Here is a 15,564-nt window from a genome sequence, read left to right on the forward strand (position 1 = left end):
TAGGGTATTCCCGAAAATGTTTCAAATTCATTTGGAGTGATGGCTAATGCTTGCTGATCATCTTGCTAAGAGATATTTTTTTGATTCATGGAGCAGCGGATATCCTTTTGGTTTAGCAGCGAACACACTTCGTGCTGCAGTCTTTTCAACCTTGATATTTTGTGCGGAGTTTTATGCTGTCAGTCGCAGCGAGCGTTGTGGTGGCGCATGATTTTGCCTGGTGGTTTCAAAGCGTTTAGCCATCGTGACGGCATTGGCAGTATGAATGCCGAAGAAGATCCAACAGGTTTCAGTATGCGGTGAACGGGCATTGACCTTATCAAGCAAGTAGTGATTTTTTTCGTTGCCGAAGCTACCTTCCAGTTTGGTACTGCGCTCACGGTTGAGCAGTGTGCGCATGAGTGCTGCTTGTTGGATGTGTGCCGTCTCTGTTTTCCTTTTGGGATAAAGTTGGTGACAATGCCTTTGCTCTTGCAATAGGTACGATTAGCGTTGGTGGCATAGATGGCGTCGGCAGATACTTGCTTGCATTTGCCAAACAGGTCTTGGTGCATACGAATGCCCTGCTGCAGACGTGTGCCTTCGTTGAAGACATCATAACTGAGATGTTCGATGAAGCTGATGCCATCGATCTGCAGCTTGTTAACCTTGGCACCGAACTCTACCTGCTTGACCTCTTTGCCGCGAATGATCGGGCGGATGTATGATTTGCTGATGCTCACGATGCGGTCTTCAATTTTCTCTCCATGAAGTTTTTTAAACTGCTGCTCATAGAGGCGATGGATAGTTTTTAATCGCTTGCTTTTACTCCCGGAAAATATCACGCGATACTTCTCACATAGCTCACCGAGCAGTTCCAGCAAGCGGCGTAAATACTTCACGAGTCTTTGGCGCAACTTCTTCTCCCACCGCCGCGTTTTCTTTCGGCTCTTCTGGTAGGATAAAAAATCATTGCTCCTGTCAGCATAATTGTTGCGGCTGCGACGCTGATGATGCTTGCGACGAATCTGTTGCATCAATTGATGAACCGTGTTACACCCTTGCCACAACAGCTTTACATCCGTGGGGTATGCGATGCGGCTTTCGTAGCAGGTAGCATCTTGTGAGCCTGATTGTGTTTGTTGCATACAGGGCTTCCATCGCGTGGCAAATACTTTCTGCCACTTGTCAATATCCAAGTGCTGACCAAGAAAACTTCTCCATTGGCTGGGCAAATCTTTGTCGCCAATTACTTCACCTGGTTTAAGTTGTATGCCACAAAAATATTGCAGTGACCAATCGGTGTTGATCCGCTCGATGAGTTTGGCATCACTCAACTGTAAATAATGTTTGAGATACTGCAGCGCGATTCCACCTTTGGCATCCAACCACGGCTTGCGACCTAATCCACTCAATGAAGATCGCGGTGCGGGCACCAGTGCTGCTAACTTTTCAAAGGGAATACTGAGATAAATTTTGCCAACATCAGTGCCATTAAATCTTTTCTCTAAAAGTGAAGGACCAAGCTGGAACAGAAGATTTTCATACATTTGAAGTGCAAATTTGATTGCCCCAAAATTGATCACTTCGTGACTTTTTTGGGGATTTTTCTTTGCACATACTACTGTGGAATCTTTGCCAAGTACGCATTCTGCATTTTCGGGAATACCCTAGTTAAAGGTGAACAGTGAGCCTTCGATTCTTCTGTTTGTTCACTGAATAGACTAAATAGTTCCCTGCTTAATTTCCTTTGTAAGCCGCAAACAAGCAACAGCGTAAGACTTCTGCCAAGGTTTTTTACAGAATTTTCATGGAAGAATTCCTCAGGCAACTAACCAGGTTTAAAATGCGGGTTATAATGTATATTCAATCAGAACGACTGCGTATGCGGCAATCCCCTCATTTCTTCCTACATAACCCAGCTTCTCATTGGTAGTTGCTTTAATCGAGATACAATCCTCATATAATCCTGTAACCTCTGCCAGAGATCGCTTCATGGAAGGTATGTAGGAATTTATCTTCGGATGCTCCAGGCAGACAGTTGTATCAAGGTTTCCCACCCGATATTTTTTTTCAGCAAGCAATTCCACAACCCGCTTCAATAAAATTTTGCTATCAATATTTTTATACTGCAGATCTGTATCAGGAAAATGAAATCCGATATCTCCCAGCCCTGCAGCGCCCAATAAGGCATCACAAATGGCGTGGATCAAGACATCGGCATCAGAATGCCCTACCGCTCCTTTGGTATGGGGAAGTTTCACTCCACCCAAATAAAAGTCATTTCCCTCAGCTAAAGGATGCACATCAAAGCCAAAGCCAATCCTGAATGGTGACAAAAAAATAATTTAATAACCCGTCTAATCCTGCTCTGAAGGTGGTGTTTCCTGCTGTGCGCCTTTCAAATTGTTAAAGTCAAACAATAAAGAAAAACGAAGGGTATTATCTAATGGATTCTTTTGGCTGGAAGTAGGTACCAAATAGGAAAAATTAAGGCCGAAGACATTATACTTTATACCTAAACCAGCTGTGAGGAACTGCCTGCCTCCTTTATTCTTGCTTTCGAAAAAGTATCCCGCCCGCACACTGAACAAGCTTTTATACCAGTATTCTGCTCCGCCTTGCACATCAATCTCCTGCATTTCTTCACTAAAACCTCCGGGAGCATCTCCAAATGATTTAAAGATGCCTGATATAACACCTACATTTCTGAAGTTGCCGGACGTATCCGGTGTGGGAACAAGCAATTTATTGAAATTAAGATCGAGTGACAATTTATTATATTCATTAAAGTCAAACGATACATCTCCACCTAACCCCAGGTTTGTTGGAATAAAGTCCTTATTCTCCGCAGATTCTGTATAGGTAATTTTATTACCGATGTTTGCAACAGTTGCCGCAATATTATAACTGCCTTTAGTGGTACCGAACTGAGCATTATGAGTATAAAAAAATGATATATCTGCTTTTACTGCTGTGCCCGCCTTAATAGGAACATTACTTACTGCAAAACCGGCCGCAAGGTTAGAATAGATAAATCCAAGATTCAGGCCTGTTCCAAAGTGATCTGTCAGTTTTCTGGAATATCCAGCATCAATAGCAAATTCTTTAGGGTTGAAATCGCCCAGGGTTTGACCGGAAGCATTTGTAAAGGTGATACTTCCCAGTGAAAAATAACGAAGGCCAAAAGATATTGCCGAGTTAGGATCAACTTTATAATATCCTCCTAAAGTTGCGAGGTAGATATCATTAACCAATTCACGTAGCCAGGGGGTATACGTAGCCGACAACGCCAGATCCTGCTGAGCAAAAGGCAGCTTCGCACCGTTCCAAAATATAGCATTTGCATCCGGTGAAAGAGCAAGCCCTGCATCGCCGATGGCAGCCGATCGGGCATCGGGAGCTATTCTTAAGAATGGAACAGCGGTATTAATAGTGTTTACACGGCCATCCAGCGAATCGGCAATACTCGGGGTTTGCGCTTTAACATAAGATGATATCAGAATAATAATTGTAATAACTGCAATAGAAGCCTTTCGAAATAAAGATATTGTATTCATTAAAATGGAGTGAGATGAAACTGAATGAGAAAACAAAAATATTTTTTTATTTAAGAATGACCAATTTTTCATACCTATCAGCCTTGAAACCATTTGCAGCTCTTACCGAAAGCTTATAAACATATACTCCCTTTCCTATAGGATCGCCGTAATCGTCCTTGCCGTCCCAGTAGATTCCATTCACCCGGTAACCGCCTTCAGCATCTCCAACGCCAAAACCCGAACCGGAAGTATTTACAGATTGGGGAACAATTGCCTGTTGCATGGTTTTTACCAGCTTCCCTGAAACCGTATAAATCTGAATCATAACATTAAGCACCGCACCCGGCATATTGTGCTCAAACATAAATTCAGTACGAGTAGTAAAAGGGTTCGGATAGTTCAGCACGTGCGCTAAGGCCATTGAGGCAGATGTAGAAACCACAAACTGTGTTAATGCCTGGGAAGAATTATTATACACATCCCAGGCCTTAACATTTAGTGTATGCACGCCTTCCGCCAGGCTGGTTAAAGGATAACGCACTTCCCCTGATTGGTAGCTGTCTAAATCGGTTGAATAAAAATTGTTCATGTCCAAAGTATTCTTAGTATCATTATCGAGCACAGCAGTTATATCGTGGCCAATACCAGTACCGACTGTATTAAGCCCGCTTGAATCGATCAACTTAACCAGGATCGTCGGGTTTGGATCTGTAATCCCGCCAAATACAAAGCGTTCGTCATTCATATATACTTTAACCTGCGGTCCTGAAACGTCATGTGCTACCGAGTCTGATATCCCCCCTATCACAATATCATTCTTATATCCTGAAGCATCTATAACACCGTTATCGGCATAGTAGCTGATTTTTCCGTAACCGAACTGATAAGAAATATCTTTCGGCACAATAAAAGAAAAACTAAAAACCCCATTGCGAACGCTTGCCTTACCATTATAGATCACGTTCTTTTGTAAAACAAAGCTTCTTACATAGCTTGCTTCGTCGTTAGCCAGGGTCTGGTAAAGCTGCGGCTTATCATAAATAGTTGGAAAAATAACGCCATTAAAGTCCTGCATTACATTACCGTTAAAATCATTTATGGTTCCGCTTACCGTAACCTTTTGAAGCGCTTTCATGGTATCAGGAACTGATGTTAGGGTTTTACCTTCAATGGCTGTAGTGTTTATATTGTATTGCGGGTAATCCAAAGTAATGGCAGGATCCCCTATAAGTGTGAACTTCCTGTTATTGGTATCACCGCTGATCTTGTTTTTGCCTCTCCTGAATACTTCGCCCAAAGGTGGAATAATACCGTTTTTTGCTACAAACACATTATCCATAAAGGCCTGATTCATCAATTTATTTGCAGATGAATACACCAGGCGAACGGTAGTTACCAATGCAATGGCACCTCCTTTTGCATTTAAAAGCAGCTGCTCTCCTGCCGATACTATGGACGGATTATCATACACTGTAAAATCGCAGGTGGCGGTTACAAACAGGGTAAGCTTATTTAAATTCGTGTAATTCTGAATCTCTGTAAGATTCATGATGCGCTCATGCCCTAGTCCGCCGGTGCCTCCATGACCAACATAATTAAACAGAAGGGTGCCCCCGTTAATTTGATTATTTATTGCAATGTTGACCTCAGGATAACGTGCTCCTCCCGGAATTTGCACTTGCTTATACGCATCTAAATAGATCTTATCGATGTTATACACCGGGTGAGCATTGCCCGTATTTGTTGCGATCTCATCACAGTCATTTATGTGCACATCATTATCTTCATCATCTGCAACAAAGGTGAGCACATTGCGCCAGTTTCCTAAAGATTGGGGAGCCGCATAGATTTTTATTTTATTTATTACAACAGATGCCTGGTCAGTATTGTTAACCGGAAGCCGGCCTATCGCAATATCCACTTTTGCTGCCGGATCGAGAATGTTTCCCCCTTCGGTTACATCTAATAATCCGAAAAAATCGTCTGATACAAAGGAGCTGGTAGGGCTTAAGGAATTGGAGCTCTCGTAAGCAGGAATTAAGCTGCTATTTCCGGGTATATTTTCCTTATTATCATAGGAACCATCTCCAAAAAGAAGCAGGTATTTGGGCATTAATACCGAATCACCATTAGCCCGAACGTAAAACATTCGTATGAAATCACGAATAGCAGAAAGGTCTTTTGCCCCTGCTGAAAACTCATTATATATCTGCTCCACTGAAACTACATTCACGGATTGGCTGAATTGATTCCGGTGGAAATTTCCCAGGTCTTCTGCCGAAGACCTTAACAGGTCGGGGGTAATAATAAACAGGTCAGACTGGCTAAGAGAATGCAAGTCCTGGTTTAATATTTTGCCTGCTATTTCAGGCACCATACCTTCACTATTTGAAAAAATTACAAATTCATGAAGCGTGTCAGTAGCTACCGTAAACTGGCTCTGGTTACCTGTGAAATTCATGGATTCACTCACGACATTAGTAGACTTGGTAACATCCCACGTTAATAAATTACTATTTGTATTGCTGATAGTGAATTGAGATACTTTTCCTATACCCATGGATGCAGCACTCCTGAAATTCATTTGCGAGCCATTCCACGAAAGGTTACTCACAACGTTAATCTCAATATAATCGAGATACCCAACAGCATCCTGAGAATTCTTATTATAATCCAGTTTTACTGTAAGCGTACCCGGGGCAGGATAAAATACAGATTGCAATACAGAGCCATTTGCATATCCGCAAGTATAATCGGCGCATACCGCTGGAATGGATTGGGCAGCTATTAAGCTTTGGCCATTTACAGATAGGGCAAAGCTATTGCTGGCATATATACTTCTGGAGGCTACGCTGGCGGTTACCGTGCCCTGTGAGCCTGCAACAATATTTGGAAAAGTAAAGGGAACGGATACCGCAGTCTCAAAATCAAATTTTTCGCCAAACCATTGCCTTCCACTTTGAAGGAGATTTTCCAGATCCAATTCATGAAAAGCATAATCATCAAAGGTATTTACAGCAAAATTACTGGCTTCACCTGAACTGTAATCCTGCACCCGTTTTCCGGCGCCCAAATCAGTAGTAATAAAATAATAGGTACTCTTGGAGTAAAGATTAGAGATATGACTGAAGCGCTTTAAGGCTGCATCATATTTCCACCTGTCCGGACTCTGTCCGTAAAACAATACGTAATCGCCATCATCAAACTTCCCATCTTCTTCACCCACTACTTTTATAGCATTCTCCTGCAAATCATCATAACGAAAGAAACTATTTGGCTCAGGTAACATGCCACCGCCGTTTCCATAAATACGAATGTTGCGCGGATCAATTGATGTTGTACTGATTCCCAGGGTTTGCAGGAATGACTTATCTATCTTGTAAATACCATCCTTACCTACAGCTATTTTATACCATGTTCCAGTTGCCAATACGGAGTGGGCAACATAAGAATTGGTGCTTCTTAAGGAAGTACCGGCTTCCGGGGTTACGGTTAGTGAATAACTGAATGAAACCAGCCTTTCAACAATTCCAGTAGCAGGATTTCTCCGGAAAGGAAGAATGGCAACCAAAGCAATAGGTCTGGTGCGTTCAAATCCATTATTTACCGTTATAACCGGTGTATTTTTAATCGGATCGAAATCTTTTCCCGTGAATCCTTTTAACTGCGTGTTTACCAGAGCATATACAGCATTGTAAAGCGTAACATTCACCTTTCCAGGCAAAGAAAGGCGGATTGATGCCTCAAAAAGCGGCAGACGGCCAAATTCATTTTCATGGTAAACTGCACCTTCAAAATAAAATGCATTATATATTTTATAATCGGAAAACTCTGATTTCAACAGCGTATCTGACCAGAGTAATTTTTGCGAATAGGAATTTACCTGGCTATAGGAAGAATAATAAATAAGCAATGCAATAATGAGAAAGGAGTACTTCTGCATGAAGAGATTTGTATTAATTAAATTTCATATCAGGGATTCTTAAAAAAATATCGTTCTTTAACGTATTATACTAAAGTTTATTTTTCAGCGTAGTCTAACCACAATTAAACTCAATTGCTGCAGTGAGAAGGATCGCAATATTAGCTATTATTTTATCGGGTCTCACAAAAATACAGGCTCAGGATGTAGTATTCAGTCAATTCTATAATACTACGCTTTATCTGAATCCGGCGTTCGCCGGAATAAGCGGAGGCCCCAGGCTTACCGCGTTATACCGCAACCAATGGCCTTTATTAGGAAATGCCTATTCCACCTATTTAGTTTCATATGATCAGTTTTTAAATCAGATTAACAGCGGTGTAGGCGCCATAGTTTCATCAGATGTACAGGGCGGTTTTTATTACACGAATAGCATTACCGGGATGTATGCCTATCAGATACAACTGAATGAAAATTGGGCGATAAATGTGGGACTTCAGGCAGCTTTTATGCAGAAAAGAATACAAACGGACAAATTGGTTTTTGCTGAAAATATTAACCTTGGAAATGGATCTGTCAACAATTTTCCCAGTAAGGATATTCCGGATAATCCTACCCGATCATTTGCTGACTTTGGGGCCGGTGCACTTTTTTTCAGTAAAAAAGTTTTTATCGGTTTTGCAGCAAAGCATCTTTCGCAGCCAAATGAATCTTTTGATAATACATTGCCGGAGCATTTGCCTATTTGTTATGATGCAAATGCAGGGATAGAGCTGCGCTCCGGCAACTACAGCTCTTCATCCTTTTTTTCGCCTAATATCATGTACGCTCAGCAGGAATTTTTTAAACAGGCAACAGGCGGCTTTATCACAGGTATAAATGTTTTTTATGCAGGTTTATACTACCGGTATGCTTTCGGAAAAAACAATGCAGCCTCTGTTCAGTCAGATAGCATTAAAGCCAGCAACTCATCCGCCTTTATCCTTCTCGCAGGATTACAAAAAGGGATCTTTAAAATTGGTTACAGCTATGACATAACCCTTGGCGGGTTAAGCGGAACAGGAGGAAGCCATGAAATTTCTGTTACACTCAATTTTAATGATTCGAAAAAATCCAGGGAAAAAAACCAGAGGAAAAAGCTTACCGAGTGTCCTAAAATGTTTTAATACCCGCAACCACTGTGTTTTTGGGCAACTGAAATACATCAGAATTCCATTATTGCCTTATTCTTACTGAATCAATTAATCAGGTTTTCGCTTGCACTAAATCAATTACTTTTGCGTTAATCCCTTCTACATTTTACAATTACTTAAGACAAACATGCTAAAGCATTCATTTTTTTTATCAGGACCAATAATGTTAACAGCGGTAGCTTGCCTGTTCATTTTGAATTCCTGCAAGAATGAAAAATCTACCGCTACAGGATGGAACTATAACGATTCTAAGTGGGGAGGATTCGAAGAACATAATTATAAAGGACAGGAAAACGGTCCTAATCTAGTGCTCATATCCGGCGGCTCCTACGTAATGGGCAATACTGAGCAGAACATAACTTACGATTACGATAATGTACCGCGTAAAGTAACGGTTGCTTCTTTTTATATGGATGAAACGGAGGTAGCAAATATTCACTATCGCGAGTATTTATTCTGGCTAAATCGAATTTTTGGGGCTGACTTTCCTGAAATTTATCGGCGTGCTTTACCCGATACCATGGTTTGGCGTGATGAGCTGGCTTATAATGAACCATACGTAGATTACTACTTCCGCCATCCTGCCTATAATAATTATCCTGTGGTAGGTGTTACCTGGGTGCAGGCCAATGAATACTGCAAGTGGCGAACGGACAGGGTTAACGAAGGCATCCTAATGCGCGAAGGAATTCTGGAAAGAAACCCGAACCAGGTAGATGCTGATAACTTCAATACCGGATCTTACCTTATTGGGCAATACCAGGGTACGGTTAAGAAAAACTTAAAAGATTACAGCCCAAATGGCACGGGTGAAAGACCAGTAAGAGTAGAGGATGGAATTTTGCTGCCGGATTACCGGCTCCCAACCGAAGCGGAATGGGAATATGCTGCATTAGGATTGATCGGCAATAGCGCATATAAAGGCGAAGAAATTATTACCGATAGAAAGATATATCCATGGAACGGCAAAAACCTCCGGGATCCCTATCATAATAGTGCACAGGGAAAATTTCTGGCAAACTTTAAAAGAGGAGGTGGTGATATGATGGGTATTGCAGGAGGCTTAAATGATAATGCTGACATTCCCGGGGAGGTTACATCCTTTGTACCTAATGATTTCGGGTTGTATAACATGGCCGGTAATGTGAGTGAGTGGGTGGCGGATGTATATCGGCCTACCACCTTTTATGATGCAAGTGATTTTAACCCTTTTCGGGGAAATATCTTCATGAAAGATTCTCTGGATGCAGAAGGCACCCATGTAGATAAGGATTCTATGGGCCGTGTTGTGCGGATTCCGGTTTCTGATAAGGAAAGTGCTAATCGCCTGAACTACCGCCGTGGAAACGCGATCAATTTTATGGATGGAGATACGATGTCTGATGCCACATATAACTACGGAGTTACCACGCTTATAAATGATAATGCACGGGTTTACAAAGGCGGCTCCTGGAATGACCGGGCCTATTACCTCTCACCAGGCACCCGCAGGTTTTTAGATGAGAACCTGGCTACAGCAACCATTGGCTTCCGATGCGCAATGGTTCGGGTAGGCAGCCCTGCAGGAAATAAAATCCCATCCGGAAATAAAATAAAGGAGTTCAAAACCAGGTAATATAATCCTTTAAATGTCCAGATAAAAAGAGGCTGCTTGAACAGGCAGCCTCTTTTATTTTCCGGGATCTTTATCGCACTCCTGGAAATGAACTGGCCATAAAGGTCAATTACCTTTTATCTAAATAAATTTCCTGACTAGAGTTTCTGCTCCGCTTTTCAGCAGTATTATATATAAACCGTTTGGAACAGCAGGATCCATGTTTATTTCTTCTTCAATACGGTTTTGATTTTTAATACTGATGCGGAATAAAATACTTTACCCACTAAATTAACCATTTGGACACTGCACGACCTTTCAGAATTTTCATCGAATTGTGCACTTAAAAAAATATGATCGCCGGCAGGATTTGGATAAATAGTAAAGCTTGCTCTAAAAGCATTGTAAGAAGCATAATCTTCTCCTTTACAGTTACTAACTACGCTTACGGTATCTACAGTGCGATGCTAAGGGAGAGAAGAAATAAACAAAGTACGCTTTCCGAAAGCCTAATACACGTTCCTGAAACATTAGTAAAAATTAATGATTAACTTATAAGGGGTACGGTGTTTACTTATGGGAAATAAAAGGTTTAACTCCATTTAACCATCTCATAATCATATATATAGATGTAATAATAAACTTATAATTTTTTTTAATTTTTATATTTTTTTTTATCTAGCAGAAAAGACGCTCTCATTTTTTGGTAATGAAGAAATTAATTTCTGAAGCCTGCTCCAACAGGAATAAATAAGGTTAGGTTATCAAAAAATAAGAAGAACCTCTTTCAAGGCCCTCTTTACGTTGCTACTTCCTGCTTACAATAAATTTTTTTATATAAACGTCTTCGCCATTTTTAATATAAACCAAATAAATCCCTTCCGATACTTCGGGGCTGATCTGAATTTCCGTATCCATTTCATCTCCTATAAATGCCACTGCAGTCGAGCTTACTGTTACTCCAATAAAATTTTTGATCTCAACAAGGCATAATTCTTCCTTTGGTTGTTTAAAAGAAACATGAATATTAAGGAGATCCTGTGCCGGATTTGGAAAAAGGGACAGTTCTCTAAATTCACCATTAATTATATTAGAATCATCCTCCCTGCAATTACTGGTGAGTGTAATGGTATTGGAAGTATTTATGCATCCGTTGCCATCCGTAATAAGGCAGGCATAATTACCGGAAGATGTCGCTACGTAGGTGGACAATATAGCGCCGGATATATTAGTCTCATTTTTTTGCCACTGATAATTATAACCCACATCAACAGAAGCAGTTAAAAGTTTTGTAGCTCCCTTGCAGATATTGGTTGATCCTGAAAGTGAAATTTTAGCTTTCGGAAGTTTCCAGACAATGATGGTTAGCGGATCAGAGGTATTCTGACATACAGCATCCAATATTTTAACCGTGTAATTGCCTGACGATAAAGGCGTATAGGTTTTAGCTATAGCACCGCTGATATCCTTACCGTTTTTTTCCCATTGATAACTGTAACCAGCAACACTTGATTTTAACACGCTCGGTGCAATACCATCACAATAAGACGGCGGGCCCGATAAAATAACCTTAGGCTTGGGAAGGGTGCTTGCAGAGATTATAATGGCATTCGAGGTTCCGGTACATCCGTAATCTCCGGTTGCCGTTACTGAATAAGTTCCGGCATCGGCAGTCTTCAATACTTTACCGGTTTTTCCTGAAGACCAAACATAATTTTTATATCCATCATTTGCCGTAAGCGTTTCCTCTTCACCTGAACATACTGTTAATGGACCTGCGGGCGTTACGGTAATTACCGGTAACGGATATATGGTTATATTCTGAGTATCGGAATTCGCTTTGCAGCCATATTCATCCGTTATAGTAAGCCAATAATTTCCGGAGCTTGTTACCTTTAAAAGAGAAGAGGTTGCCCCTGTATTCCACAATAAAGAATAACCTGTAAGATCACCCGGGTCCAGTGAAATTGGTTTACCCTGACAAGCCGATTTACTTCCGTCTATTTTTATTTTAGGTGATTTTGGCAAGGGATTAACGGTAACCATTACCGTATCAGCGGTAGCATATCCATTGGTAATATTACGCACCCTCACCCAATACATGCCTGAAGATTCTACAGTAATATTCTTTGTAGTTTGCCCGGTAGACCATTCGTATTCTGAATAACCACTGCTGGCCTTTAGTAACACAGATTCACCCTGGCATATGCTGACCGGACTTTTTGGTGAAATACTGACCTGGGGGGGTGGGGGAGCCGGAATACCGCTTCCCGATATTCTTAAAACAGAATAGGGTTCGAGAGTAACCAGGGTGTCCGCTGCCTTTATTTTTTTGGTAGTATAAGTTAGTTCAGGCTCAGAGGCAATATATTCCATAGGATCGCCCGCATATTTCTCCTGAGTGCCTCCATTTGGAAAGAGATCTTTTATATTTATTTTATAAGAAGAATCTGAAACATTTACTACCAGCAGATCGGCTGTTTTATCATCTGTCAGAAACCAACCCAGAACCGTTTTATAGGTTACCATTTCACCATCGTAATTAAAAGTTAACACAGGGCACTTATCAAATACAAGAGGAGAAGCGTATTTCTTGTTTTCGATAGCCTTGCCTATTAGTTGCATTACGGATCCGCCTGCAGTTAAATCCCAAGCCACAGTAGGCTTTGGATGAGGTGGCGGAATATAACCATCCTTTCCACCGTAGTTGAACCCTTTGGTATTATCGAAATAGGAGCCGTGAACAGCAGAGCCCACGGTTTCAAAATCATGGAGGTTCGTAATTCTCCAGTCATTTAAAAACATCAATGTGTATTCCGCCAAAAATAATCCATGGGCCCATGTACCCTCTACCGGCCGTTTGGTATCCGTAAGGTTATACTCTGTAATCCATACCTGGTCCCACGGTCGAAGGATAGATAAATCTTCTGTAGCAAGAATATCCCAGGCTTCATTTGGGCGATAGAACATTTCAGGCAGATCACTTGATAGAAAAGGCAATCCAAGTGAATCTATAAGGGAATCACCCGAAGCAGCTGAATAGTAGCAATGGTACGTTATAACATCCTCGTGCTTCAAAGTGGTAAACATGCTTTCATCCCATGTCTGTCTTCGGGTGGCGGATGTTTTATTGAATGCGCCAACTGCTCCGATTTTACATTGGGGAAAGTAATGATGGATGGTATCTATCCATTGCGTACATACTGACCCATAAATGGCTGCAGTAGGAAAAACTTTATACGCGACGCTGTCATCCGGGGTAGGATCCAGGAAGAATTCATTTCCCAGCTCCACATATTTAACAGGCAATCCTATTGAATCAGCATGTTTAAGCATGGCTACCTGGTCCGCAAGAGTGGAAGTAATCATGTTTACCACAAACAGTGGTTCCGCATTCGCAGAATCCAGAAATACCTTTAAGCTCTCAAGAGTGTTTGGCTTCTTCACCTGTTTTTGATGCTTCATAGGAACAATGGAAGAATCTAAAAACCATCCTGTATGCCAGTCCCACCAGTTAGCAATACCCCCGCCTGGATACCGGTAGACTTTCCCATGAAGTGCCCCTACATGTGTAAGCAGGTTATGGTTAATAATAGACATGCCATCTTCGGTAGTGTTGGTAGCATTGTAGCCTATAAAGGTGGGATCTAAAGGTGTACGTGTTGTTAAAGCCGGAGTGATTAAAGGCGGTTGAGTCTGAGCATATCCATTGGAATAAAAAATCAGGAAAAAAATAAAATAGAGTTTTCCCGAAGCGTTAGTAACGTTTCGCAGCATCCTAGAGATTTTGAGTTAACTGTTTTGGGGTAGGTGTTTGGTTCTTAGCAGTAAAAAAGGATTAACCCCTTTTAATCCGTTTATAATCAAATATATATAAGTCACAGAAAAGTCAAAATTTTTTTTATTTTTTAACTCTGTGCATTTTTAAAGTACGCCGTTCCTTATTCCTCTACTCGCTAATAGATCTATTTTTTTAAATCCATATTAAAAAGAATGATTAAATTACAATCCAAAAAATAGATTGGAATACAATCATGTTTTTAAATACTGATAAGACTATTATTCATATGGATCTGGATTGCTTCTTTGTTGCGGTCTCCAGGCTCATGAATCCTGCATTAAATAATAAGCCGGTGCTTATAGGCGGCAGTAGTGGCAGGGGTGTGGTGGCAGCGTGTAGCTATGAGGCACGTAAATACGGTATTCATTCGGCCATGCCTATGAAACTGGCCAGAAGATTATGCCCGGAGGCATTAATTGTGCATGGAGATTATGAGATGTATACTAAAAAGTCAGATGAGGTAACGGAGATTATCCATGAGCAGGTGCCGGTTTATGAGAAATCATCGGTGGATGAATTTTATATAGACATGACGGGCATGGATCGTTTTTTTGGCTGCTATCGCTGGGCGCTGCAACTATGGGAGAAAATTAAGAAAGAGACGGGACTGCCCAGCTCCTTCGGATTGTCAGTTAATAAAACCGTTTCTAAAGTAGCAACGGATGAAGTAAAGCCGAACAATAATAAAAAGGTGGACCGGGGCACTGAAAAGGAATTTTTAGCTCCGATGTCGGTAAATAAAATTCCGATGGTAGGTGAAAAAACATACTATACGTTACGGCAGATGGGCATTGAAAAAATTTATACCCTTCAGCAGATGCCGGTGGAATTGATGAAAGATGTGCTGGGAGAAAACGGTGTTACTATCTGGCAGAAGGCAAATGGCATCGATGATAGTCCCGTAATTCCCTACAGCGAGCGTAAATCTATATCCTCAGAAGAAACCTTTGATCAGGACACTATTGACATAGTGAAGTTAAAATCACTGCTCATCACTATGACGGAGAAGCTGGCCCTGCAGCTGCGGAACGAAAATAAGCTGACCGCATGCGTAACCGTAAAGATCCGCTATTCCAACTTCGATACGCATACCATGCAATGCCAGGTGCCGTACACCAACTGCGACCACCACCTTATTTTAAGAGTGAAAGAACTGTTTGACAAGCTTTATAACCGGAGAATGCTGATTCGCCTGGCAGGCGTACGGTTTAGTCACCTGGTGGGCGGTGGTTACCAGATTAACCTGTGGGAAGATTCCGAAGAGATGATACAACTCTACCAGGCCATGGATAAAATACGCAAAAGATATGGTGATAATGCCGTACAGCGCGCGGCAGGGCTTGGATTTCATTTACGTGATTTTAACCCATTTAATGGAATACGTAAGAGTGTGGCGGAAGGCGAGAATAAGAAGGGATAGAGATGGCCTGAATTTTAAAAAATCTTATTATGTTTTGTTAACAGCTATTACTTCTACTGCAAAAGATTATTTC

Annotated in this window: 8 protein-coding genes; 3 read left to right on the forward strand and 5 right to left on the reverse strand. The window is 41.2% G+C overall.

Annotated features, from left to right (window positions below; genetic code table 11):
* Positions 1-179 precede the first annotated feature (179 nt).
* From H0W62_10240 to porU, 4 genes are all read right to left on the reverse strand, one after another.
* Complete coding sequence (locus H0W62_10240; protein MBA3648909.1) at positions 180-1,529, reverse strand: transposase; 1,350 nt, start codon at positions 1,527-1,529, stop codon at positions 180-182.
* A 303-nt stretch (positions 1,530-1,832) separates the two neighbouring features.
* On the reverse strand, positions 1,833-2,318 hold the full coding sequence (locus tag H0W62_10245) for a 2-C-methyl-D-erythritol 2,4-cyclodiphosphate synthase (protein MBA3648910.1): 486 nt from the start codon (positions 2,316-2,318) through the stop codon (positions 1,833-1,835).
* 21 nt (positions 2,319-2,339) lie between these two features.
* Positions 2,340-3,539 (reverse strand): type IX secretion system outer membrane channel protein PorV, encoded by a 1,200-nt coding sequence (gene porV / locus H0W62_10250; GenBank protein ID MBA3648911.1) that lies wholly within the window; start codon positions 3,537-3,539, stop codon positions 2,340-2,342.
* Between the two features lie 46 nt (positions 3,540-3,585).
* The gene (gene porU, locus H0W62_10255) at positions 3,586-7,464 is read right to left on the reverse strand and encodes a type IX secretion system sortase PorU (protein ID MBA3648912.1); all 3,879 of its coding nucleotides are present in this window, start codon (positions 7,462-7,464) and stop codon (positions 3,586-3,588) included.
* A 122-nt stretch (positions 7,465-7,586) separates the two neighbouring features.
* On the opposite strand from porU, the gene H0W62_10260 reads away from it, so the two are divergent.
* On the forward strand, positions 7,587-8,609 hold the full coding sequence (locus H0W62_10260) for a PorP/SprF family type IX secretion system membrane protein (GenBank protein MBA3648913.1): 1,023 nt from the start codon (positions 7,587-7,589) through the stop codon (positions 8,607-8,609).
* 190 nt (positions 8,610-8,799) lie between these two features.
* Positions 8,800-10,251, forward strand: coding sequence for an SUMF1/EgtB/PvdO family nonheme iron enzyme (locus tag H0W62_10265; GenBank protein ID MBA3648914.1), 1,452 nt, complete (start codon positions 8,800-8,802; stop codon positions 10,249-10,251).
* A 786-nt stretch (positions 10,252-11,037) separates the two neighbouring features.
* Here H0W62_10265 and H0W62_10270 read toward each other — a convergent pair.
* The gene (locus H0W62_10270; GenBank protein ID MBA3648915.1) at positions 11,038-14,007 is read right to left on the reverse strand and encodes a T9SS type A sorting domain-containing protein; all 2,970 of its coding nucleotides are present in this window, start codon (positions 14,005-14,007) and stop codon (positions 11,038-11,040) included.
* A 257-nt stretch (positions 14,008-14,264) separates the two neighbouring features.
* Here H0W62_10270 and dinB point away from each other — a divergent pair, with 257 nt between their 5' ends.
* On the forward strand, positions 14,265-15,491 hold the full coding sequence (dinB, locus tag H0W62_10275) for a DNA polymerase IV (protein MBA3648916.1): 1,227 nt from the start codon (positions 14,265-14,267) through the stop codon (positions 15,489-15,491).
* Positions 15,492-15,564 lie beyond the last annotated feature (73 nt).

The organism is Chitinophagales bacterium, assembly GCA_013816805.1.
Lineage (GTDB): Bacteria > Bacteroidota > Bacteroidia > Chitinophagales > UBA10324 > MGR-bin340.

What these genes read in the sequence shown, in the direction of transcription:
- porV (MBA3648911.1), bottom strand. Translation starts at nt 3,539, where the DNA reads ATGAATACAATATCTTTATTTCGAAAGGCTTCTATTGCAGTTATTACA.
- porU (MBA3648912.1), bottom strand. Translation starts at nt 7,464, where the DNA reads ATGCAGAAGTACTCCTTTCTCATTATTGCATTGCTTATTTATTATTCT.
- H0W62_10240 (MBA3648909.1), bottom strand. Translation starts at nt 1,529, where the DNA reads ATGTATGAAAATCTTCTGTTCCAGCTTGGTCCTTCACTTTTAGAGAAA.
- H0W62_10265 (MBA3648914.1), top strand. Translation starts at nt 8,800, where the DNA reads ATGTTAACAGCGGTAGCTTGCCTGTTCATTTTGAATTCCTGCAAGAAT.
- dinB (MBA3648916.1), top strand. Translation starts at nt 14,265, where the DNA reads ATGTTTTTAAATACTGATAAGACTATTATTCATATGGATCTGGATTGC.
- H0W62_10270 (MBA3648915.1), bottom strand. Translation starts at nt 14,007, where the DNA reads ATGCTGCGAAACGTTACTAACGCTTCGGGAAAACTCTATTTTATTTTT.